14 protein-coding genes are annotated in these 22,580 nt (G+C 72.7%); 9 read left to right on the forward strand and 5 right to left on the reverse strand.

Features of this window, described 5'->3' with window-relative positions; genetic code table 11:
• The 3 genes from QQS16_RS17640 to QQS16_RS17650 all read left to right on the forward strand — a co-directional run bounded on the left by QQS16_RS17640 (position 1) and on the right by QQS16_RS17650 (position 5,156).
• The gene (locus QQS16_RS17640; RefSeq protein ID WP_286062750.1) at positions 1-2,229 is read left to right on the forward strand and encodes a bifunctional glycosyltransferase/CDP-glycerol:glycerophosphate glycerophosphotransferase; all 2,229 of its coding nucleotides are present in this window, start codon (positions 1-3) and stop codon (positions 2,227-2,229) included.
• Positions 2,226-3,503, forward strand: coding sequence for a hypothetical protein (locus QQS16_RS17645; RefSeq protein WP_286062751.1), 1,278 nt, complete (start codon positions 2,226-2,228; stop codon positions 3,501-3,503). The genes QQS16_RS17640 and QQS16_RS17645 overlap by 4 nt, the downstream gene beginning before the upstream one ends.
• 93 nt (positions 3,504-3,596) lie before the next feature.
• Positions 3,597-5,156 carry a hypothetical protein gene (locus QQS16_RS17650; RefSeq protein ID WP_286062753.1) on the forward strand — a complete coding sequence of 520 codons (1,560 nt, stop codon included), beginning with the start codon at positions 3,597-3,599 and terminating at the stop codon, positions 5,154-5,156.
• Between the two features lie 31 nt (positions 5,157-5,187).
• Here QQS16_RS17650 and QQS16_RS17655 read toward each other — a convergent pair whose 3' ends face one another.
• Complete coding sequence (locus tag QQS16_RS17655) at positions 5,188-5,601, reverse strand: organic hydroperoxide resistance protein (protein WP_286062754.1); 414 nt, start codon at positions 5,599-5,601, stop codon at positions 5,188-5,190.
• Positions 5,602-5,722: 121 nt separating this feature from the next.
• Here QQS16_RS17655 and QQS16_RS17660 point away from each other — a divergent pair, with 121 nt between their 5' ends.
• The gene (locus tag QQS16_RS17660; RefSeq protein WP_286062756.1) at positions 5,723-6,208 is read left to right on the forward strand and encodes a MarR family winged helix-turn-helix transcriptional regulator; all 486 of its coding nucleotides are present in this window, start codon (positions 5,723-5,725) and stop codon (positions 6,206-6,208) included.
• 233 nt (positions 6,209-6,441) lie between these two features.
• Positions 6,442-7,422 (forward strand): UDP-glucose 4-epimerase GalE, encoded by a 981-nt coding sequence (gene galE / locus QQS16_RS17665; RefSeq protein ID WP_286062757.1) that lies wholly within the window; start codon positions 6,442-6,444, stop codon positions 7,420-7,422.
• A gap of 309 nt (positions 7,423-7,731) precedes the next feature.
• Here galE and QQS16_RS17670 read toward each other — a convergent pair whose 3' ends face one another.
• Both QQS16_RS17670 and QQS16_RS17675 read right to left on the reverse strand, forming a co-directional pair.
• On the reverse strand, positions 7,732-8,376 hold the full coding sequence (locus QQS16_RS17670) for a response regulator transcription factor (protein ID WP_286062759.1): 645 nt from the start codon (positions 8,374-8,376) through the stop codon (positions 7,732-7,734).
• A 56-nt stretch (positions 8,377-8,432) separates the two neighbouring features.
• Positions 8,433-9,059 carry a TetR/AcrR family transcriptional regulator gene (locus QQS16_RS17675; RefSeq protein WP_286062760.1) on the reverse strand — a complete coding sequence of 209 codons (627 nt, stop codon included), beginning with the start codon at positions 9,057-9,059 and terminating at the stop codon, positions 8,433-8,435.
• Positions 9,060-9,417: 358 nt separating this feature from the next.
• Here QQS16_RS17675 and QQS16_RS17680 point away from each other — a divergent pair, with 358 nt between their 5' ends.
• The 4 genes from QQS16_RS17680 to QQS16_RS17695 all read left to right on the forward strand — a co-directional run bounded on the left by QQS16_RS17680 (position 9,418) and on the right by QQS16_RS17695 (position 15,211).
• Positions 9,418-10,347, forward strand: coding sequence for an ABC transporter permease (locus QQS16_RS17680; RefSeq protein WP_286062762.1), 930 nt, complete (start codon positions 9,418-9,420; stop codon positions 10,345-10,347).
• A complete protein-coding gene (locus QQS16_RS17685) occupies positions 10,340-11,272 on the forward strand; it encodes an ABC transporter ATP-binding protein (RefSeq protein WP_286062763.1) in 933 nt (310 codons plus the stop codon). Before QQS16_RS17680 ends, QQS16_RS17685 begins: the two co-directional genes overlap by 8 nt.
• Before the next feature lie 97 nt (positions 11,273-11,369).
• A complete protein-coding gene (locus tag QQS16_RS17690; protein WP_286062764.1) occupies positions 11,370-13,568 on the forward strand; it encodes a CDP-glycerol glycerophosphotransferase family protein in 2,199 nt (732 codons plus the stop codon).
• On the forward strand, positions 13,565-15,211 hold the full coding sequence (locus tag QQS16_RS17695) for a glycosyltransferase family 2 protein (protein WP_286062765.1): 1,647 nt from the start codon (positions 13,565-13,567) through the stop codon (positions 15,209-15,211). Before QQS16_RS17690 ends, QQS16_RS17695 begins: the two co-directional genes overlap by 4 nt.
• A gap of 347 nt (positions 15,212-15,558) precedes the next feature.
• Here QQS16_RS17695 and QQS16_RS17700 read toward each other — a convergent pair whose 3' ends face one another.
• Both QQS16_RS17700 and QQS16_RS17705 read right to left on the reverse strand, forming a co-directional pair.
• The gene (locus QQS16_RS17700) at positions 15,559-17,115 is read right to left on the reverse strand and encodes a putative glycosyltransferase family protein (protein WP_286062766.1); all 1,557 of its coding nucleotides are present in this window, start codon (positions 17,113-17,115) and stop codon (positions 15,559-15,561) included.
• A 190-nt stretch (positions 17,116-17,305) separates the two neighbouring features.
• Positions 17,306-22,240, reverse strand: coding sequence for an NAD-glutamate dehydrogenase (locus QQS16_RS17705; RefSeq protein WP_286062767.1), 4,935 nt, complete (start codon positions 22,238-22,240; stop codon positions 17,306-17,308).
• Between the last annotated feature and the right edge of the window lie 340 nt (positions 22,241-22,580).

A 22,580-nucleotide genomic window follows, 5' to 3' on the forward strand; every position in this document is an offset into this window, starting at 1 on the left:
GTGCCCCGCTTCAGCGTCATCGTGCCCGTCTTCAAGGTGCAGGGCTTTCTGCGCGAGTGCCTCGACTCGGTCCTGGAGCAGTCCTACCGGGACATCGAGGTCATCGCCGTGGACGACTGCTCGCCGGACGGCTGCGGCGCGATCCTCGACGAGTACGCGGCCCGGGACGCCCGCGTCCGGGTGCTGCACCTGCCCGAGAACGTCGGCCTCGGCCGCGCCCGCAACGCCGGACTGCCGCACGCCACCGGCGACTTCCTCCTCTTCCTGGACAGCGACGACACCCTCACGCCGGGCGCGCTGCGCGCGCTGGCCGACCGGCTGACTGAGACGTCCGACCCGGATGTGCTGGTCTTCGACTACGCGCGCACCTACTGGTGGGGCGGCACCCGGCGCAACGTCCTCGCGCACGTGCTCGCCGAGGCGTCCGAGGGCACCTTCACGGTCGCCGACCGGCCGGAGATCCTCGACCTGCTGATGGTCGTGTGGAACAAGGTCTACCGCCGTGACTTCGTCGCGCGCGAGGGCTTCACCTTCCCGCCCGGCTACTACGAGGACACGCCCTGGACGTTCCCGGTCCTGCTGAGCGCCTCGCGGATCGCCACCCTCGACCGGATCTGCCTGAACTACCGGCAGCGCCGCCAGGGCAACATCCTGTCCACCACCAGCCGCAAGCACTTCGACATCCACGACCAGTACGAGCGGGTCTTCGCGTTCGTCGACTCCCGCCCGCAGCTGGCGAGTTGGCGGCCCTACCTGCACACCAAGATGGGCGAGCACTGCCTGGACATCCTCGCCAAGCCGGACCGGCTGCCGCCGTCCGCCAAGGCCGAGTTCTTCCGCCGTACGGCCGAGATGTTCCGCAGGCACAAGCCGCCCGGCCTGTCCGTGCCGCCCGAACTGCGGGTACTGGAGGGCAGTTACCCGCTGTACGTGGCCTGGCGGCAGGCGGGCCGGGCCGGGCGGGAACTCGGGCGGCGCGCGCAGGCGGCGCGTCGGGCGGCGGGCACCCGGGTGGCGGCACGCCGCCCCACGCTGAGCGCACGCCGCGCGCTGGACCCGGACCTCGTCCTCTACTCGGCCTTCTCGCACCGGGGCGTGCTCGGTGACCCGGCCGCGGTCTACCGCGCGGCGCGGGTGATCGCTCCGCATCTGCGCGGGGTGTGGGTGGTGCGGGACGAGGAGGCGGCGGCCCTGCTGCCACCGGACGTCGAACACGTCCTCCTCGACTCCCCGCGCTACCGCCGGGTGGCCGCGCGGGCCACCTACTTCGTCAACAACGTCAACTGGCCCGGCCCGCTGCCCAAGCGCCCCGGCAGCGTCCACATCCACACCCACCAGGGCACCCCGCTCAAGTACATGGGCGCCGACCTGCTGGACAAGCCGGGTGCCCGCTACGGTCTGGACGTGCCGCAGATGCTGCGCCGCGCCGACCGCTGGGACTACAGCCTGGTCGCCAACCCGCACTCCGAGCTGGTGTGGGAGCGGGCGTACCCGTGCCACTTCCGCTCGGCGCGGACCGGCAGCCCGCGCAACGACGTCCTGGTCCGCGCCCGGCCGGACGACGGCGCGGCCGTCCGCGCCCGGCTGGGGATCCCGGCCGGCCACCGGGTCGTGCTGTACGCGCCGACCCGCCGCGACTACCGGCGCGGCGGCCACGTCGACCGGATCGACCTGGCGCGGTTCGCGGAGGACCTGGGGCCCGGCCACACCCTCGTGGTGCGCCTGCACCCCTCGCTCGCCGCCGGCCCGGCGCGCGGTCTGGGCCTCGCCGAGCTGCACCGGCGCGGTGTCCTGGTCGACGCGACCGACGAACCGCACGCCGAGGACGTCCTGCTCGCCGCCGACGTCCTGGTCACCGACTACTCGGCCCTGATGTTCGACTACGCCCTGCTGGACCGGCCGATCGTCGTCCACGCCGACGACTGGGGCGCCTACACGGCCGGCCGGGGCACCTACTTCGACATCACCGCCGAGCCACCGGGCCACGTCTCGCGCTCCTACCGGGAGCTGGCGTGGCTGTTCGCCTCCGGGACCTGGCGGGACGAGGAGTCGGCCCGCCTGCGGTCCGTCTTCCGGGAGCGGTTCGGCACGTTCGACGACGGACACGCCTCGGAGCGGGTCGTACGGACGCTGCTGCTCGGCGAGGACGGGTGGGTGCCGGGGCCGCCGGCGGCCGCCGGGCCGCTGCCGGCGCCGGCCGCCGGCCGTGACCTGCTGACCTCCTCGTGAGGCCGCGGACCTGGGTGCTGGTCCTGGCCGCGGTGTTCGCCGTGCTCCAGCTCGCGAACGTCTCCGGCCGGGACACCCCCGACAGCAAGAACTACCTGTCGTACGCGCTGAGTCTGCGCGGTGACAGCAAGCGGGAGGCGGCGGCCGCGACCATCGCCTACGCCTGCGCGGGCAAGGCGTCGATCGCGCTGCGCGCCCAGAAGGTCGACGTGGTCCGCTTCCACGCGCCGAGCCCCACCCGGCGGGTGCAGGAGACGTGCCGGGCGGCGGAGTGGCGGGGCGTGGACGCGCGGCTGCGGGCGGGGCAGACGGGCGGGCACACCGTGCCGTTCATGCCCGAGCGGTTCATGCGGATCTTCGAGGCGCGGCCCGGCTACCCGGTGTTCCTGGTGCCGTTCCTCACCCTGCTGGGCGTGAAGTGGGGCCTGTGGGCGGCGGGCGTCGTCGTGGCGGTGGCGGGCGGTGTGCTGGCCTTCCTGATCCTGCGGACGCTGTCCGTGCCACTGCCGCTCGCGCTGACCGGGCAGGCGCTGTTCTACGTCCTGCCGTGCGGGACGACCGCGATGCGGCCCATGACGGAGGGCCTGCTGCTGGCGCTGACGCTGGCGGCGGTGTGGGGGTGCGCTCTGGTGCTGCACGGGCGGCGGGAGCGGGCCGGTCTGTGGCTGGTGGGCGGCTCGCTGCTGGCCCTGTTCACCGTGAAGCACTCCCAGGCACTGTTCCTCGGGCTCTGCCTGGCGGCGGCGGGCGCGGTGATCGCCGTCCGGGCGTGGCGGCGGGGACGGGCGCCGGGGCGCGGGGTGGTCGCGCTCGGGGTGGTGGGCTGCTGCGGGCTGGCCGGGACGCTGCTGCTGGCCCGGGTGCTGCACTACCCGTCCGGGTCGGAGAGCCTCCAGGACCTGCTCACCGGGCACTTCGCCCGGCCCGACCGGGTCCGGCCGTGGCCGGAGTTCCTGCACCTCCAGGTCAACTTCTGGGTGGAGTGGCTGCGCCGGCAGCTGTGGGAGCCGCTGTTCCTGGTGGCGCTGGCCACCGGGGCGTGGGGCGCGCTGCGGGGGCGGCGGGTGTTCGGCGGGTTCCTGCTGGCGGCCGCGTTCACCGGGATCCTCACGCAGGCCGGGCATCCCGACATCACCATCTGGGGCGGCCGGCTGATCGTGCTGGCGTGGCTGCTGCCGGTGGTGGGGGTGCCGTTGCTGCTGGAGCGGCTCGGCCGGGGGACGGTTCCGGTTCCGGCGCAGGGGCACGCCGATCGGGCTCACTCGATGAGGTGACGGGCCGCTCGACGGGGTGAGGCCCGGCTAAGCCGCCGACGCCGGCGGGAACATACGGCCAATGCCTCACCCCCTCCGTGTTCCCCCCGTCCGATGAGCGCCGGCGTTCTGGTCCGGCGGGCCACGAGCGGCGCGACGGCGCTGCGCGGCGGTCGCGCCTGGCGGCCCACCCCGTACCAGGTCTTCGGGTTCCTGTTCTGGCTGCTGGTGTCGCTGGCCTACTGGCGGGTGCCGCTGTGCTGCGACGCCGGCCAGCACGCCGCGGTCGTCGAACGCCTCAAGGCCCATCTGCTCCGGCCGCGCCACCCGATGGCCGACCTGCCGGGCGCGGGCAGCCCGTACTACTCGCCGTACGCGGTCGCGCAGGGCGCGTTCGCCCGGCTGACGGGGCTGGGCGGCTGGGAGGTGGTGAAGCTCGCCGGACCGCTGAACCTGCTGGTCCTGCTGACCGGCATCGGCCGGTTCGTGCGCGTGCTGACGCCGAGACCGTGGGCGGCGGTGCTGGCGCCGGCCGCGATGACACTGCTGTGGGGCACCGAGCGGGCCTGGTGGAGCGGGTACCTCGGGCTGATGTCGATGACGGGGAACCTGGGATACCCGTCGACGTTCGCGATCGGGCTGGCGTTCTGGGCGTGGGGATGGACGGGGGCGCGGGCCCGGGGCACGGTGCGCGGGGTGCGTCGTGCGGGGCCGCGCGGGCCGGCGGGTGTGTCCGGGTACGCCGGGTTGGGCGCGCTGTACGGGCTGATCCTGCTGATCCACCCGATCACTGCGGTGGCGGCGGTACTGGGGGCGGTCGCGTTCGTGGCGGGGTGGCAGCGGGGCTGGTCCCGGGCCCTGGCCGGGCGCTGGGCGCTGACCGGCGGGACGGCCCTGCTGGTGGCCGTCTGCTGGCCGTACTTCGACGTGTTCGCGCTGGCCGGGAACGGCAGCGTGGACGCCATGCACCGGCGGCTGTACCGGGACCTCGGCGGGCACTTCTGGCTGGCGCTGCTGGGGCTGCCGGCGCTGTGGCTGCGGGCGCGGCGGGGTTCCCGGCGCGATCCGCTGGTGCTGATGTTCGCCCTCGACTGCCTGGTCGTGGCGTACGGCTGGGTGAGCGGGCACTACACGTACGGCCGGATCCTCGGGCTGACGCTGGTGCCGCTGCAGTTCGCGCTGGCGGTGGAGCTGGCGGCACCGCGGCCGTGGCGGGTCTGGCGCCGGGTACTGGGCGGGGCCGCGGCGGCCGGGGCGTGCGTGGGCTTTCTCACCGTGCAGGCCGGAGCCGTCGTCCCGCGAACCCTGGACCCGGTCGGCTTCGCGCAGCCGCCGCGCTGGCCCACGTACGAGTGGGCCGCGCGGCACATCGGGCCCGGGGAGGTGGTGATCACCGACGGCTACTACGCCGTCCACGCGATCGCGGGTCACGGCCCGAACCTCGCCGCGCCCGCCTGGCCGGACCCGGCGCTGGACGAACGGGAGCGGCTGCGGCGGCTCGCCGACGTCCGCGCCTACCTCGCCCCGACCTCGACCCGCGCCGTGCGCACCGCCGTCGCCCGCCGCTATCACGTGCGGTGGCTGCTGCTGACGCGCTGGCGCACCGTGCCCGGGGAGGCGGTGGTGGTGGCGTGGAACGCGCGGACGGGGGAGGTGCTGGCGCGGGTCGGGTGAGGGGGTCCGGGGCCGGTGCGCCGGGCGGGGGCTACTCGATGACGAGGTCGACCTCGATGTTGCCGCGGGTGGCGTTGGAGTAGGGGCAGACCTGGTGGGCCTGCTCGACCAGCTTGCGGCCGGTCGCCTCGTCCACGGTGTCGGGCAGCTCGACGCGCAGGGCGACCTTGAGGCCGAAGCCCTCGCCCTGCTTGCCTATGCCGACCTCGGCGGTCACGGCGGCGTCGCTGACGTCGACCTTGGCCTGGCGGCCGACGAGGCCGAGGGCGCTGCCGAAGCACGCGGCGTAGCCGGCGGCGAACAGCTGCTCCGGGTTGGTGCCCTGACCGTTGCCGCCCATCTCCACCGGGATGCCGAGTGCGAGGTCCAGGGTGCCGTCGGAGGAGACGGCACGGCCGTCCCGGCCGTGGGTGGCGGTGGCGACAGCGGTGTAGAGCGCGTCCATGGAAGATCCATCCCTCTCGAGTCACGGAGCGGCGGCCCGTACCGGCCGCCTCACGACCACGAGTAGAGCACACAATTCAATTGTGCACAACTAAATGGCTCACACGAGCTATCCTGGAGGCATGACCCCGACGCCGACCCCCGCCACCACCGAGAACTGGCTGCGCCTGGACTCCCAGATCTGCTTCTCCCTGCACGCGGCCTCCCGCGCCTTCAACGGCGTGTACCGGGTGATCCTCAAGGACCTCGGGCTCACCTACCCGCAGTACCTGGTGATGCTGGTGCTGTGGGAACAGGGCGACATGCCGGTCAAGAAGCTCGGTGAGCACCTGCGCCTGGACTCCGGCACGCTGTCGCCGCTGCTCAAGCGGCTGGAGTCGGCCGGCCTCGTCCGGCGGGAGCGCAGCGTCCGGGACGAACGCTCGGTGGAGGTGCGGCTGACCGAGCAGGGCGTGGCGCTGCGCGAGCGCGCCGTGCGGGTACCGCACCGGATCGCCGCCGCGACCGGGTTCGACCTCGACGAGATCCGCGAGCTGCGTGCACGCCTCGACCGGCTCACCTCGACGCTGGACGCGGCGGCGCTGGGCGAGCCGCCGGAGTGCCGGTGAGCTCCACGGCGGTGGGAGAGGCGCCGGAGCGCCGGTGAACCCCGGCACCGGCACGGCCGGCGAGGAGACCCGCGTACACGCCCGTGCGGGGTACGCCTCCGGCACACCCGACGCGCCGGCCCGCGCGCCCGCCGCCGCGGGCCGCGCCGCCTGTTTGACTGAGTACGGGCATCGGAGTCCACCGGCGTCACCACAGGCCGGCGGACGACCAACGGACGAGGGGACGGCCTCCCATGACCTGGCTGATCACCGGCGGCGCCGGCTACATCGGGGCGCACGTCGTGCGCGCGATGACCGACGCGGGCGAACGGACCGTCGTGTACGACGACCTGTCCACCGGCATCGCCGACCGGGTCCCCGCGGACGTACCGCTGGTGACCGGCTCCACCCTGGACGGTGAGCTCCTGGCGCGCACCCTGGCCGGCCACGCGGTCACCGGTGTCGTCCATCTGGCCGCGAAGAAGCAGGTGGGCGAGTCGGTGGAGCGCCCGCTGCACTACTACCGGGAGAACGTCGAGGGTCTGCGCGTCCTCCTGGAGGCGGTGACCGCGGCGGGCGTGCGGTCGTTCGTGTTCTCCTCCTCCGCGGCGGTGTACGGCATGCCGGACGTGGAGCTGGTGACCGAGGAGACCCCCTGCGTGCCCGTCTCGCCGTACGGCGAGACCAAGCTGGCCGGGGAGTGGCTGGTCCGGGCCACCGGCCGGGCGACGGGCCTGTCCACGGCGTCGCTGCGCTACTTCAACGTGGCCGGGGCGGCGAGCCCCGTCCTCGCGGACACCGGCGTCTTCAACCTCGTCCCCATGGTCTTCGAGAAGCTGACCGAGGACGCGCCCCCGCGGGTGTTCGGCGACGACTACGCCACCCCGGACGGGACCTGCGTCCGTGACTACATCCACGTGGCCGACCTGGCCGAGGCCCATGTCGCCGCGGCCCACGCCCTCCAGGCGTCCCCCGGCCGCGATCTCACCCTCAACATCGGCCGGGGCGAGGGCGTGTCGGTGCGCGAGATGATCGACCGCATCAACGCCCTCACGGGACACGACCGTCCCCCGGCCGTCGGCCCGCGCCGCCCCGGCGACCCGGCCCGCGTGGTCGCCTCCGCCGACCGCGCCGCCGCCGAACTGGGGTGGAAGGCCAAGCACGACATCCAGGACATGATCACGTCGGCCTGGGCGGGCTGGGTACGCCTGCATCCGGAAGCCGCCCGCGGCTGACCCGCCCGGTGGGAGCCCGGAGCGGGGAGAGCACGGCGGGCGGGAGAGCGCGGCGGCCGGGTTTCGAGGCCGGTACCGGGGCCCCGTCAGCCCGGGACGCCCGGCACGTCCGCGGCGGGAGCGCCGCACCTCCTGCGCGAGCGCCCAGCCGGCGCTCAGGAAGACCACGGCTCCGGTCCCGGTCCACCGCGCCGACGCCCCGGCCCGGTGGTCCCGCACCACGAGCAGCGGAAGTCCCGCGCTCACGAGGAACCCGGACGCGGAGATCAGGGTGCCGATGTTCCCCGCGGCCCTCCGCACCCGGACGGCCTACGCGTTGTTCAGGTAGGTCAGCACCGCCAGCACCCGCCGGTGCCCGCTGTCGCTCTGCTCCAGCCCCAGCTTCAGGAACACGTTGCCGATGTGCTTGTGGACCGACCGCTCGGTGACGACCAGCGTCCTGGCGATGGTCGCGTTGTCGAGTCCCTCTGCCATCAGCCTCAGCACCTCCCGCTCCCGTGGGGTCAGCGAGTCGAGCGGCGTGTCCCGGCGCCGGGTCAGCAGCTCGGTCACCACCTCGGGGTCCAGGGCCGTGCCCCCGGCCGCGACCCGCGCCAGCGCGTCCAGGAACTCGTCGACCCGCCCCACCCGGTCCTTGAGCAGATAGCCGAGGCCGGCCGCGCCCCCGCCCAGCAGTTCGGCGGCGTACGACTCCTCGACGTACTGCGACAGCACCAGCACCGGCAGCCCGGGAAGCTCCCGGCGCGCGGCGAGGGCGGCCCGCAGGCCCTCGTCGCGGAAGTCGGGCGGCATACGGACGTCCAGGACGGCGACGTCGGGCCGGTGGACCAGCAACGCGGGCAGGACCTCGGGGCCGGTACCGACCACGGCCACCACCTCGTGTCCGGCCGAGGTCAGCAGCAGGACCAGCCCCTCGCGCAGCAGGGCGTTGTCCTCGGCGATCACCACTCTCATGGGCCCCATGGTCCTACGGGACCCTCAGGCGGGTACGGGCGCGGTCGGCCAGGACGTCACAGCGCCTTGACCGCCGCCGCCGTGGCCCGCGCCAGGGACCCCAGATAGCCCTTCGGGAGCTTCGGGCTGCGGATGACCACCGCGCGCCAGTACAGCGGACCCGAGACCAGGTCCAGGGCGAGGTCCTGGTCGACGCCCCGGCGGATCTCGCCGCGCTGCTCCGCCGCCGCGACGATCTTGCTGGCGACGCCCTCCTGCCCTTCCCGCAGGGCCTTCTGGAGGGCCTCGGCGATCTCGGGGTTGCGGGCCGCCTCGGCCTGGAGGTCGGGGATGACCTGCGAGGCCACGGGGTGACGCAGGGCCCGGGAGGTCACCTCGTACAGCAGTCGCAGGTCGCCCTCCAGGGTGCCGGTGTCCGGCACGGGCAGGCCCTGTACGGCGATCGCCGAGACCAGATCGAGGACGAGGTGCAGCTTGGAGCGCCAGCGGCGGTACACGGCGGTCTTGCCGACGCCCGCGCGGCGCGCGATCCCCTCGATGGACATCCGCGCGTAGCCGACGGCCGCGAGCTCCTCGAACACGGCCGCCCGGATGGCCTCGGTCACGTCCTCCCGGAGCACGGCCGCCCCGGCGGGGGCCCGGCGGCGCGGACGCTGCTGCGGCTCGTCGGCGTTGCTGGTCATACGAACCAGCATAGGGCGTAACGACGAAACGGGACCGTCCCGACGCTGGACGACGCTGCGAAGCGGACCGTCCCGCGGCCGGACGTCATGCGGAGTGAGGCCTTCCGAGGCCGGACGTCACAACGGAACGGGTCCGTCCCGACGAGTGGACGTCACGACGAAACGGTTGCGTTCCGACGTCGAGTCGTCCTACTCTCACGTTGCGACGATACGGTCCCGTCCCGACGTGAGAGAACGTGCGGAGAAGCGTGGGGAGACGCCGGGCGACGGACCCGCCGGCCGCACGCATCGCACCACCAGGCCCCACGCACCACACCACCCCACGCACCACACCACCCCCCGAACGAAAGCAGCGGATGTGAGCCAGGTCCTCCACACACCGCCCCCGACGACGGCACCCGCGACGGCACCGCCCGCCGACGACCTCGCGGCGCTCGCCGCCCGCCACGGCCTCTCCGTCAGCGGCGCCCGCCCCTCCCTGCCGGAGTACGTCCGCGAGCTGTGGGCGCGACGCCACTTCATCACCGCCTTCTCGACCGCCAAGCTCACCTCCCAGTACAGCCAGGCCAAGCTGGGACAGGTGTGGCAGGTGATGACGCCGTTGCTGAACGCGGCGGTCTACTTCTTCATCTTCGGGGTGCTGCTCGGCACCAAGAAGGGCGTGCCCGACTACATCCCGTTCCTGGTCACAGGCGTGTTCATCTGGACGTTCACGCAGAGCTCAATCATGGCGGGCACCCGCGCGATCTCCGGCAACCTCGGCCTCGTGCGCGCCCTGCACTTCCCGCGGGCCGCGCTGCCGATCTCCTTCTGCCTCCAGCAGCTCCAGCAGCTGATGTTCTCGATGTCCGCGCTGGTGGTCATCCTGCTCTGCTTCGGTGTCCCGGTCGCCGCCTCCTGGCTGCTGGCGATCCCGGCGCTGGTGCTCCAGTTCACCTTCAACGCGGGCGTCTCCATGATCCTGGCCCGGCTGGGCGCGAAGACCCCCGACATCGCCCAGCTGATGCCGTTCGTGCTGCGCACCTGGATGTACGTGTCCGGGGTGATGTGGAGCATCGACCACCTGCTCAGCAAGCACGGCGACCTGCCGTCCTGGGTGGCGCCCGTGCTCCAGGCCAACCCGGCGGCCGTCTACATCGACCTGATGCGGTTCGCGCTGATCGACAGCTTCAAGGCCGGCCGGCTGCCGCAGCACGTGTGGCTGCTGGCGACGGGCTGGGCCCTGCTCGCCGGGGTCGGCGGGTTCATCTACTTCTGGAAGGCTGAGGAGACGTACGGCCGTGGCTGACAACACGCAGGGCACACCCGAGCAGGTCCCCACCGTCGTCGTCGACGGCGTCGACATCGTCTACCGGGTCAACGGCACCGGCGCGGGCCGCGGCTCCGCGACCGCCGCCCTCAACCGCATGCTGCGCCGCAGGCAGACCGAGAAGGCGGCGGGCGTGCGCACGGTGCACGCCGTGCGGAACGTGTCCTTCGTCGCGTACCGGGGCGAGGCGATCGGGCTGATCGGCACCAATGGCTCCGGCAAGTCCACGCTGCTCAAGGCGGTCGCGGGCCTGCTCCCGGTGGAGCGGGGCCACATCTACACCGACGGCCAGCCCTCCCTGCTCGGCGTGAACGCGGCCCTGATGAACGACCTGACCGGCGAGCGCAACGTGCACCTCGGCGGCCTCGCCATGGGCATGTCCCGCGAGCAGGTCAGGGAGCGCTACCAGGAGATCGTCGACTTCTCCGGCATCAACGAGAAGGGCGACTTCATCACCCTGCCGATGCGGACCTACTCCTCCGGCATGGCCGCCCGGCTGCGCTTCTCCATCGCCGCCGCCAAGGACCACGACGTCCTGCTCATCGACGAGGCGCTGGCGACCGGCGACCGTTCCTTCCAGAAGCGCTCCGAGGCCCGGATCCGCGAGCTGCGCAAGCACGCGGGCACGGTGTTCCTGGTCAGCCACAGCAACAAGTCGATCCGCGACACCTGCGACCGCGTGCTGTGGCTGGAGCGCGGCGAGCTGCGCATGGACGGGCCGACGGAAGAGGTGCTGGAGGCGTACGAGGCGTTCACCGGCGGCCCGGACAAGGCGAAGGCCAGGCCGAAGCCCCAGCCGAAGGCCGCAGCGCCGAAGTCCGCAGCCCCGAGGCCCGCAGCCTCCAAGCCCGTCCAGCAGGCGCCGGTCTCACCCGACGGGACCCAGGTGCCGCTTCCCTCGTGAGGCGCAGCTCCGGCCGCCCTGTTCGTCGCATTGGTGCCACTATGACCGAACAGGGTGTGCCCGCAGTGCAGCCGCCGTAGGTGAAGGAGTCCCCGCGATGCCCGAGCTGAGCGTCATCGTCCACGGACCCGACACGCGGGGACACCTGGCCGGGCTCCTCGACTCCCTGGCGGCCGTACCGCCGCCGGGGGTCGAGGTGGTCGTGGCCGCGGTCGGCGACTGGGCCCGGGAGACGGCCGAGGCGCACGCGGCACCCGGGACGGTGGTGCTGACCCTGCCGGACGGGACGGGCGACGCGGAGGCGCGGGCGGCGGGGGCCGCACGGGCCGGTGGCCGCTGGCTGCACTTCGTGCACGCCAGGGACGGCCTGCCCGCGGGCGCCGCGCGCACGGTGGCCGAACGCGTCGCGGACCTGCCGGACGCGGTGGACGTCCTGCTCCTCGACCACGTCCGCACCACCTGGGACAGGGTGGCCGTCCCCGGCCCGGACGGCCGCCTCCTCGCCCGCGCGGGCCGCACCGACCTGCCCCTCGACGAGGCCCCGCGACTCCTGCGCCTCACCCCGCTGCTCGGCAACCGGGCGATACGCACCGCCTTCTGGCACGCCCACGAGCCGCACCTCACCACGGACGACGAGCCGTTCGCCGCCCACGCCGCCCTCCTGCTCGCGGACCGGATCGCCTGCCTGAACCAGGTCGCCTACGAGGAACGCCGACCGCGCCCCGAGAGCCTCCCGCCGCTCACCCCGCAGCAGCGCTACGCCCTCGTCGACCGCTACGAGAGGCTCCTGACCGGGGCCGGGGACCGCCCCGCCGTCCACGCCGTCCTCTACGACGTGATGGTCCGCGACTGTCTGCGCACCTTCGCCCGGTCCGCGCTGCCGGACCCGGTGGCCCGGGAGTTCTTCCGCCGGGCCTCGCAGGCGGCCGTACGCCACCGCCCCGTGCGTTACCGGCGTCCCGACGGTCCCGAGGGCATCCGCCGCGCGCTCCTCGAAGAAGGCGCGTACTCCCGGTACCGCGCCTTCCAGACCGCCAACCGGGCGCGCCGCGCGACGCGGTCGACGCTCAGGGCCGGCGCCCGCCGGATCGCCGCCGGCCTGGGCGACCATCGGTACCGCTCGGCCCTGAACCGCCCGGTCGACCCCGACCTGGCCGTCTTCGCGGCCTACTGGAACCGCGGGGTCGCCTGCAACCCGGCGGCGATCGCGGCGAAGCTCGGCGAACTCGCCCCGCGGATCCACCCGGTCTGGGTGGTGTCGGCGGGCAACGCGCCCCTCCTGCCGCCCGGCACGGACCACGTCGTGCCCGGCACCCGGCGCTACCGGGAGGTGCTGGCGAGCGCGAAGTACCTCGTCAACAACGTCAACTTCCCCGACGCCGTGGTCAAACGCCCGGACGCGATCCACCTCCAGACCCACCACGGCACCCCGCTCAAGCGCATGGGCCTGGACCAGATGAGCTTCCCGACCGCCGCGCGGGGCCTCGACTTCGCCGCCCTGCTGGCCCGCGTCGACAAGTGGGACTACAGCGTCTCGGCGAACCGCCACACCACGCGCATGTGGGAGCGGGCGTACCCGTCCCGCTTCGTCTCGCTCGACCACGGCTATCCGCGCAACGACGTCTACTACCGGGCCGGGGCCGAGGACATCCGCACGGTCCGCGCCCGCCTCGGCATCCCCCCGGGCCACCGGGCGATCCTCTACGCCCCCACGCACCGCGACTACGAGGCCGGCTGGACCCCCCGTCTCGACCTCGCCGCCCTCGCCGACCGCCTCGGCGAGAACACGGTCCTGCTGGTCCGCGCCCATTACTACTACGGCGCCTCGGCGTCCCCCCTGGCGGGCCTGCGCCGCACCGGCAGAGTCATCGACGTGTCGTCGTACGACCCGGTCGAGGAGCTCTGCCTGGCCGCCGACGCGCTGGTCACCGACTACTCGTCGATCATGTTCGACTACGCCAACCTGGACCGCCCGATCGTCGTCCACGCCGACGACTGGGAGATCTACCGGGAGACCAGGGGCGTCTACTTCGACCTGCTGGCCGAGCCTCCGGGCCAGGTCTCCCGCACCCAGGAGGACCTGACGGAGATCCTCACCACGGGCGCCTGGCGCGACGCGGGCGCGGCCAAGGCCCGGTCCGCGTTCCGGCGCCGCTTCTGCGAGTACGACGACGGCCGCGCCGCCGAACGGGTCGTCCGCCGGGTCTTCCTCGGCGAGCCCGAGGAGCGGCTGCCGCCGGTGATCCCGGTCGAGGACCGGACGCCGGCGCCGAGCCCCGAGGAGGCCCGCGCATGAGCACCCCCGACGTGACGGTCACGGTGATCGTCCACAACGACGCCGAACGCCTGCCCCGCGCGGTGGCCTCCGTCCGCCGCCAGACCCACCCCGGCATCGAGATCGTCATCAGCGACGACCACTCCACGGACGCCACCCCGGCCGTGGCGAGGGCGCTGGCGGCCCAGGACCCCCGCATCCGCCTGCTGCGCCTGCCGGAGAACAGCGGTGGGTGCAGCGCCCCGCGCAACCGCGCCCTGGAGATCTCCCGGGCGCCGTACCTGATGTTCCTGGACAGCGACGACGAACTCCCGGACAACGCGGTCGAGTCGCTGCTGGCCGCGCACCGCGAACGCGAGATCGACTTCGCCATGGGGGCCGTGCGGCGGATCCGCGAGGACACCGGCCGCCGCTCCACCTGGATGCCGCACCTGGTGTCCGAGCGCCGCACCCTCGACGGCATCGAGGCCGACCCCCGCCTTCTCTTCGAACACCTGGCGACGAGCAAGATGTACGCCCGCGCCTTCCTGGACCGCCACACCCTGCGCTTCCCCGAGGGCATCCACTACGAGGACCAGCTGTTCACGGCCCAGGCCTACTGCCTGGCGAAGTCGTTCACGATCATCCCGGACCCGGTCTACCTCTGGCACGTGGCCCCGCGGACGGACCCGGCCTCGGCGTCGATATCCAACCAGCGCCACAAACTCAGCAACGTCCGCGACCGGGTCCACGTCCAGCGCCTGATCGACGACTTCCTGGCCGCCGCCGGCCACGAGTCGCTGCGCGAGGACAAGGACTACAAGTTCCTCAAGCACGACTTCCGCATCCACGCCGGCGACCTGCCGTACCGGGACGAGACGTGGCTGGCCTCCTTCGCGGACCTGATGAACCCGTACCTGGAGACGCTCGCACCGAGCGCGTACACCCGCCTCCCGCGCACCGAACGCGTGGTCCTCCAGCTGGTCCGCGACCGCCGCTTCGCCGAGGCCCAGCTGGCCGCCCGGGGCCTGGGCCACGCGGTCGCCCCGAGACAGGTCACCACGGACGAGCAGGGCCGCGCGTACTGGGGCGACCGCGTCCCCACGTCCTCCCCCGCCCGCCGCGAACTCGACGTCACCGACCTGGACCTGGACACGCGCCCCTTTCCCAGCGCCCTGTTCCGCCACGAGATCACGAACCTCACGCAGGGCCCGGGCGCCTCGGTCGACCTGGTCGTCCGCACCTACGACCCCGGCCTGCGCCTCCCCGTCGGCCCCCACCACGCCGACCTCCTCCTGTCTCCCGGCCGCCGCCGTCTGACGGTCCCCTTCCGCCTCACCCCGGTCCGCCCCGGCGTCTACGAGGCCCATGTCCACCTGGACCTGGCGGCGGCCCCCCTCCCCCGTCACGGCTTCGAGGGCACCCGCCACCCCGTGGTCCGCCTCCACCACCGCTCCCAGACCAACACGGCCGTTCTCCTGGCCCCCCTGTCCTTCCCGTCGTGCACCGCCCAGGTCCCCCACCACCGCCTCACCCTCGAACCGGAGGGCCGCACCCCGGGCCGCCTCCAACTCCACTGGCACCCCACAGGCCCCACAGCGAAACTCCTCCACCCCACAGCCCGAAAACTCGCCCGCCCACGGGTACGGCGGGCGGTGCGGTTCCTGAGGAGCGTGTGGAGGTAACCGCACTCCACAGCGCCACCCCGACACCCCCAGCCCGCCCGACGCTTGACCTCACAGCGCCGGTCCCCGACACCCCCAGCCCGCCCGACGCTTGACCTCACGACGCCGGTCCCGGCACCCCCAGCCCGCCCGGCGCTTGACCTCACAGCGCCGGTCCCGGCACCCCCAGCCCGCCAGACGCTTGGCCTCACGACGCCGATCACCGGAACTTCCAGCCCGTCCGGCGCTTGAGGACGAGGCCGTCCAGGCCGAAGCGGGGGCCCGGGGGCGGCAGCCCCCCGCCGGGGCCGAAGGGGCGGAGCCCCTGGGGACGGGACGGGTAGGGGCGGCGGGGGCGAGAAAACCCCCTACGGCACCACCGCGTACAGCACCTGCCCACCCGGCCCCCGAGCCACCACCCGCAACCCCGCGCCCCTCCACACGCCCGCCCCCGCCCCCACCCCCCGGTCCACCACCCACCGCACTCCATACCCCCGCACGATCTCCCGCCGCTCCCCCACCGACGTCCCCACGTCGAAGTACCTCCGCACAGCCACTTCCCGCCGCCCCTCGTCCGGCAGGAAGAAGTCGGGATACCCCGGCGCCACCGTGTACGCCCCGTACGCCGGAATCTGCCGGGCCGCCCCCGTCCGGGCCATCACCACATCCCCGTACCTCACCCACGGAGTGATCCAGTGGTACCCGACCCACGGCTCCCGGTACCTGGCCTCGACCACCCCCGGCAGCGCCCCCCGCCCGACGACATACCCCACCGTCCCCACCTGCGCCCAGGCCCCCACGCCCAACGCCCCCGCGAGCACACACCCCCACCCCACCCGCCACCACCGCTCCCGGCGCACCCCCCGCGCCCGCACCTCCGTCGTCCTCCCCACGCCCACGACGCCCACCGCGCCCACCGCGCCCACCGCCCCGACCGCCCCGACCGCCTCCACCGCCGCAGCCACCTGCGCCGGAATCACCACCCCCGGCAGCACCCGCCCCCACGACCAGTGCCCGGTCACCCCACCCGCCACGAACACGGCCACCGCCGACACGAAGAACAGCACCAGCGGATCCCACCGGTCCCGCCACCACCGCAGCCCCAGCGCCACCACCCCGACCAGCACCAGCCCGAACCGCCCGGCCAGGTCCCGGTACAGCCCCCGGTGCACCGACTCCAGCTCACCCCCCGCCCCGAACAGCGCGAAGAAGTCGTAGTACGGCCACACCCACAGCACCACCATCCCGACCAGCAGCCCCGCCCCGAGCCGCCGCCACACCACCCCCGGCGGGCGCGCGGCGGCCACCACCGCCAGCGCGCCCAGCGAGGCCACGACCCCCGAGAACTGGTGGCACAGCAGGATCGCCGCCCACAGCACCCCGAGCCCGGCCCACACCCCCCACCCCCGGTTCGTCCGTCCCACCGCCCGCGCCAGCCACGCCCAGAGGTGGAACGCCAGCCCCAACGCGAACACACTCGGATACGACACCGTCAGCGCGAGCGAGTTCAGCCCCAGGAACCCGCTCCACGCGAACAGCTGAGGCCCCCACAGGAACAGCAGGCACACCAGCGCGAGCGCCGGCGCAGCCCGATGCGGGCTCAGCGTCCGGACGTACCGCCACACGCCCGTCACGAGCAGCCCCAGCCCGGCCACCGCCGCGATCCGCAGCACGACGAAGACCGAGGCTCCCGTCACCCGGGCGAGGCACCCGAGGACCACCATCCAGGGCGAGTAGTACGGGCTCGGCGTGTCCGCGTCGACGAGCGGGTTCCCGGGGCGGAGCAGGTCGTGCCGCAGCCGTTCGATCGTGGCCGCGTGCATCCCGAGGTCGCCGGCCCACGGCAGGCGCGCGATCACCAGGAGCAGGAACACCAGGAGAACCGCGACCGCCGCCGACGGCGCGGCCCTAAGCGCGACGCGCATCACGCCGGAGCAGCGGCGGCACGGGAGCGTCCGCCGGACACTCCTCGGAGGCATTCACAGTCACGTCCCAAGCCTCAGCCGGAAACGCCAAGTCCTCCACTCGACACTCGAAGCCCTCCATGGGCGCACCACGAAAGGGCGCCCCGGGCCGCAACGGCCCAGGGCGCCCCGACGGTCACCGAACCACTGCCTACGAATGCGCCCGCAACAGCGTCCGCATCGTCCGCATGGCCACGGACAGATTCGCCAGGTCGAACGAGTCCGAGCTCTGGATCTCGTCCAGAGTCGTCCGCGCCCGGCTCAGGATCGGCGCGTTCTTCTCCTCCCACGCCTTGAACCGCTGCTCGGGCGTCGACGTGCCGTTGCCCACCGCGAGCACGTCGGCCGTCAGCGCCGAGTGGGCCGCGTACAGGTCCTCGCGGATGGAGGCGCGGGCCATGGACTGCCAGCGGTCGGCCCGGGGCAGCTCGATGATGCGGTCCATCAACTGGGTGATGTGGAGCCGGTCGGCGAGGTCGTAGTACACCTCGGCGACGTCCATCGGGTCCCGGCCCATGCGGTCGGCCACCGAGACGATGTCGAGCGTCGGGAAGGCCGAGGAGAACCCGGCCACCCGGGTGGCGACCTCGTCCGGGACGCCGGCGCCGGTGAGCTCGTCGTAGATCTTCTGGTACCACTCCGCGTCCGCGCCCCGCAGCAGCTTCGGCAGCTGCGACCACACCTGCTCGACCCGCTCGACGAAGAAGTCGACGGTCTCGGCGAGCTGCAACGGCTGCGGCCGGTTGTTGAGCAGCCAGCGCGTGCCACGCTCCACCAGGCGGCGCGAGTGCAGGCGGATCCGGGTCAGTACGGCGGCCTCGACCCGGTTGTCGAGTGCCTCCACCGCGTCCCACACCACGCCGGAGCGGAAGATGGCGCGGGCCACGGTCTGCGCCCGCACGATCTCCTCCAGCGAGGCGCCGGTCTCCTCCCGCAGGCGGTGCAGATACGTCGTACCGCCGGTGTTGACCGTGTCGTTGACCAGCACGGTCGTGGTGATCTCACGGTGCAGCGGGTGGCCGTCGATGCGCTCGGGGAACCTCTCGCGCAACGCGGCCGGGAAGTACGTGTGCAGCAGGCCGCGCAGGTACGGGTCGTCCGGCAGCGAGGTGTGCAGCAGTTCCTCGGCCACGGTGATCTTCGTGTACGCCAGCAGCACGGCCGTCTCCGGGCTGGTGAGACCCTGCCCGGTGTTCAGCCGCTCGCGGATCTGGCGGTCGGTGGGCAGGAACTCCAGGGCCCGGTCCAGCCGGCCCTCGCGCACCAGGTGGCGCAGGTAGCGCTGCTGGGCGTGGAGCATGTCCTTGGACTGGGCCAGCGCGTTGGCGATGGCGGTGTTCTGCGCGTAGTTGTTGCGCAGGACCAGGCCGCCGACCTCGTCGGTCATCTCGGCGAGCAGCTTGTTGCGCTGCTTGACGGTCATGTCGCCGTCCACGACCAGGCCGTTGAGCAGGATCTTGATGTTCACCTCGTGGTCGGAGGTGTCCACGCCCGCGCTGTTGTCGATGGCATCGCTGTTGATCTTGCCGCCGCGCAGCGCGAACTCGATCCGGCCGAGCTGGGTCAGGCCGAGGTTGCCGCCCTCGCCGACGACCCTGACCCGCAGGTCGGCGCCGTCCACGCGGATCGGGTCGTTGGCCTTGTCACCGACGTCGGCGTGGGTCTCGGTCGACGCCTTGACGTACGTACCGATGCCGCCGTTCCACAGCAGGTCCACCGGCGCCTTGAGGATCGCCTTCATCAGGTCGGCCGGGGTCATCTTGGAGATCTTCTCCTCGATGCCGAGGGCCTCGCGGATGTGCGCGTTGACCGGGATCGCCTTGGCGGTCCGGGGGAAGACGCCGCCGCCGGAGGAGATGAGGCCGGTGTCGTAGTCGGCCCAGCTGGAGCGGGGCAGCTCGAAGATGCGGCGGCGCTCGGCGAAGGAGGTGGCCGCATCCGGCTTCGGGTCGATGAAGATGTGCCGGTGGTCGAAGGCGGCGACCAGGCGGATGTGCTCGCTCAGCAGCATGCCGTTGCCGAACACGTCACCGGACATGTCGCCGATGCCGACCACCGTGAAGTCCTCGGCCTGCGTGTTCACGCCCAGCTCGCGGAAGTGCCGCTTGACGGACTCCCAGGCGCCGCGGGCGGTGATGCCCATGCCCTTGTGGTCGTATCCGGCGGAGCCGCCGGAGGCGAAGGCGTCACCGAGCCAGAAGTTGTAGCTCTGCGCGACCTCGTTGGCGATGTCGGAGAAGGTCGCGGTGCCCTTGTCTGCGGCGACCACCAGGTAGGTGTCGTCCTCGTCGTGCCGGACGACGTCGGCGGGCGGCACGACCTCACCGGCGACCATGTTGTCGGTGATGTCCAGCAGCGCCGAGATGAAGGTCCGGTAGCTGCGGATGCCCTCCGCCAGCCACGCGTCCCGGTCCACGCTCGGGTCGGGCAGCTGCTTGGCGACGAAGCCGCCCTTGGCGCCCACCGGCACGATGACGGTGTTCTTCACCATCTGCGCCTTGACCAGGCCGAGGATCTCGGTCCGGAAGTCCTCCCGCCGGTCGGACCAGCGCAGACCACCGCGCGCGACCTTGCCGAACCTGAGGTGCACCCCCTCCACGCGCGGCGAGTACACCCAGATCTCGAACGCCGGGCGCGGCGCCGGCAGGTCCGGGATGGCCTGCGGGTCGAACTTCATGGACACGTACTCGTGCGGCCGGCCGCCTTCCGCCTCCTGGAAGAAGTTGGTGCGCAGGGTCGCCTTGATGACGGTCAGGAAGGACCGCAGGATCCGGTCCTCGTCCAGCGACGCCACCTGGTCGAGCGCGGCGTCGACCTCCTCGAGCAGCGCGTCGACGATCTCGTGCCCCGCCCGCTGCCGGTCCGGCGACATCCGCGCCTCGAACAGCGAGACGAGCAGCCGGGTGGTGTGGACGTTGTTGCGGAGGGTGTCCTCCATGTAGTCCTGGCTGAACGTGGAGCCCGCCTGCCGCAGGTACTTGGCGTACGCCCGCAGCACCACCGCCTGGCGCCAGGTCAGCCCGGCGCTCAGCACCAGGGCGTTGAAGCCGTCGTTCTCCGCCTTGCCCGTCCAGGTGGCGGCGAAGGCGTCCTGGAAGCGCTCGCGCGCGTCGTCCCCGAGGTAGTCGCCGCTGCCGCTCTTCGGCCGGGGCATGCGCAGCCCGAAGTCGTAGACCCACGCGATGCTGCGGTCCGAGCAGCGCAGCTCGTACGGCCGCTCGTCCATCACCTCGACACCGAGCCGGTTGAGGACCGGCAGCACCGCGGACAGGGAGATCGACTCGCCCTTGCGGTAGATCTTGAACCGGCGCTCCTCGGGGGCGGCGCCCACGGGCTCGTACAGGCTGAGCGAGAAGAAGCCCTTCTCCTCGCTGAGCTCTTCGAGGTGCGCGAGGTCGGCGACCGCGGTGCGCGGGTTGTGGTCGGCCTTGTAGCCCTCGGGGATGGCGTTGTTGTAGCGGCGCAGCAGTTCGGCGGCGCGTTCCTCGCCGAACTCGGCGTTCAGCGCCTCCGCGAACCCGTCGGCCCAGGACCGCGCGGCCTCCACCAGCCGCCCCTCGATGCGCTCCTTGTCGGCGTCGGACAGCTGCGGCAGCTCGGTGCCCTGCGGCACCCGGACGACGAAGTGCAGCCGGGAGAGGATCGACTCGGTGTTCCAGGCGCTGAAGTCGACGCTGATGCCGCCGAGCTCCTCCTTGAGGATGTCGATGATCCGCAGCCGGACACCGGTCGTGTAGCGGTCACGCGGGAGGTAGACCAGCGCGGAGTAGTAGCGCCCGTACTCGTCCTGCCGGAGGTAGAGCCGCAGCCGCCGGCGTTCCTGGAGGTAGAGCACGGAGGTGACGATGGCCTGCAGCTCGTCGACCGGAGTCTGGAACAGGTCGTCGCGCGGGTACGTCTCCAGGATCTGGAGCAGGTCGCGCCCGTCGTGGCTGTTGGGCGAGAACCCGGCGCGCTCCAGCACCTCCTCGACCTTGCGGCGGACGACCGGGACCCTGCGCACGGACTCGGTGTAGGCGGCGGACGAGAACAGTCCGAGGAAGCGCCGTTCACCGACGACGTTGCCGTTCTCGTCGAACTTCTTGACGCCGACGTAGTCGAGGTACGACGGCCGGTGCACGGTGGCCCGGCTGTTGGCCTTGGTCAGGACGAGCAGCTTGTGCTCGCGGGCCTTGGCGCGGGCGTCGGCGGGCAGCCGCTCGAAGGAGGGGCTGACGGGGTGGCTCTCGTCGCTCGCGTGCTGCGGATCGGCCCGCAGAATGCCGAGGCCCGTCCCCGGTACGGCCGCCAGCGAGTCGTCGTCCCGGAGCTGGTACTCCCGGTACCCGAGGAAGGTGAAGTGGTCGGCGGCCAGCCAGCGCAGCAGTTCCCGGGCCTCCTCGGTCTCCTGCTCGCGCAGATCGGGGGCGATGGGCTCGCGGGGCAGTTCGTCGGCCATGCGCAGGGCCGCGTCCCGCATCTTCTCCCAGTCCTCCACGGCCTCGCGGACGTCGGACAGGACCCGCAGCAGGTCGGCGGTGATCTGCTTGAGGTCGTCGCGGTCGGTCTCGCGGTCGATCTCGACGTGGATCCAGGACTCGACGTGCCCGTCGTGCGGAAGGCCGTCGGTGAGCGGCGCGGTGAGCACCTCGACGAGCTTGCCGGTGACATCGCGGCGGACCAGGACCTGCGGGTGGATGACGACGTGGATGCCGCGCCCCTGCCGCGTCAGCTCGTTGGTGACGGAGTCGACGAGGAAGGGCATGTCGTCGGTGACGACCTCGACGACCGAATGGCTACAGGTCCACCCGTTCTCTTCCACGGTGGGCGTGTGGACCCGCACGTTGGCCGTGCCCTGCGGGCGGTTCTCGGCCAGCCGGTAGTGCGAGAGCGCGGCTCCGAAGATGTCGACCGGGTCGCGGTCGGTGAGGTCCTCCGGTGCGGTGTGCAGGTAGTAGCGCTGGAGGAACGCGAGCACGGTGTCCTGGTCGGGGGTGCTCTCGTCCGTCGTCCCGGTCGGTAGGTGCCCCCCGACCGGGCTGTTCTCAGCTACCCGTGCGGCCCTCTCGAGCAGCTCGGCCTTGGCTTCGTCCAGCTTGGTCTGCATTGTCCTCTGGCTCCTGTCGCGCGCCGTTGCGTGACGTAGAAGGAAGTACGGTCTCTTCCCCTGTGACGTGACGCCGCGACGCGGGGTGTCCGGTCTGCTCCGACGCTATGCCGCAAGGTGAGATGAGCGGGGGGTTATCAGCCATTCTCGGCACGCCGGCACGGTGTGACGCTGATCTCCGCGCCGCCTGTTCCCGGGGTGTGTACGGCGTCCTGGGGGTCCTTGCGACCCCGTCCCGCCCGCGAGGACCAGCGACCGCCGCCCGGTCACGGAGGTAATCCGTGCTCGCCGGGCGCAGGGCAGGGGCAACAACGCCCCCGCGAACTATCGCGCTGATCAC

This window comes from Streptomyces sp. ALI-76-A (assembly GCF_030287445.1).
Taxonomy (GTDB): domain Bacteria; phylum Actinomycetota; class Actinomycetes; order Streptomycetales; family Streptomycetaceae; genus Streptomyces.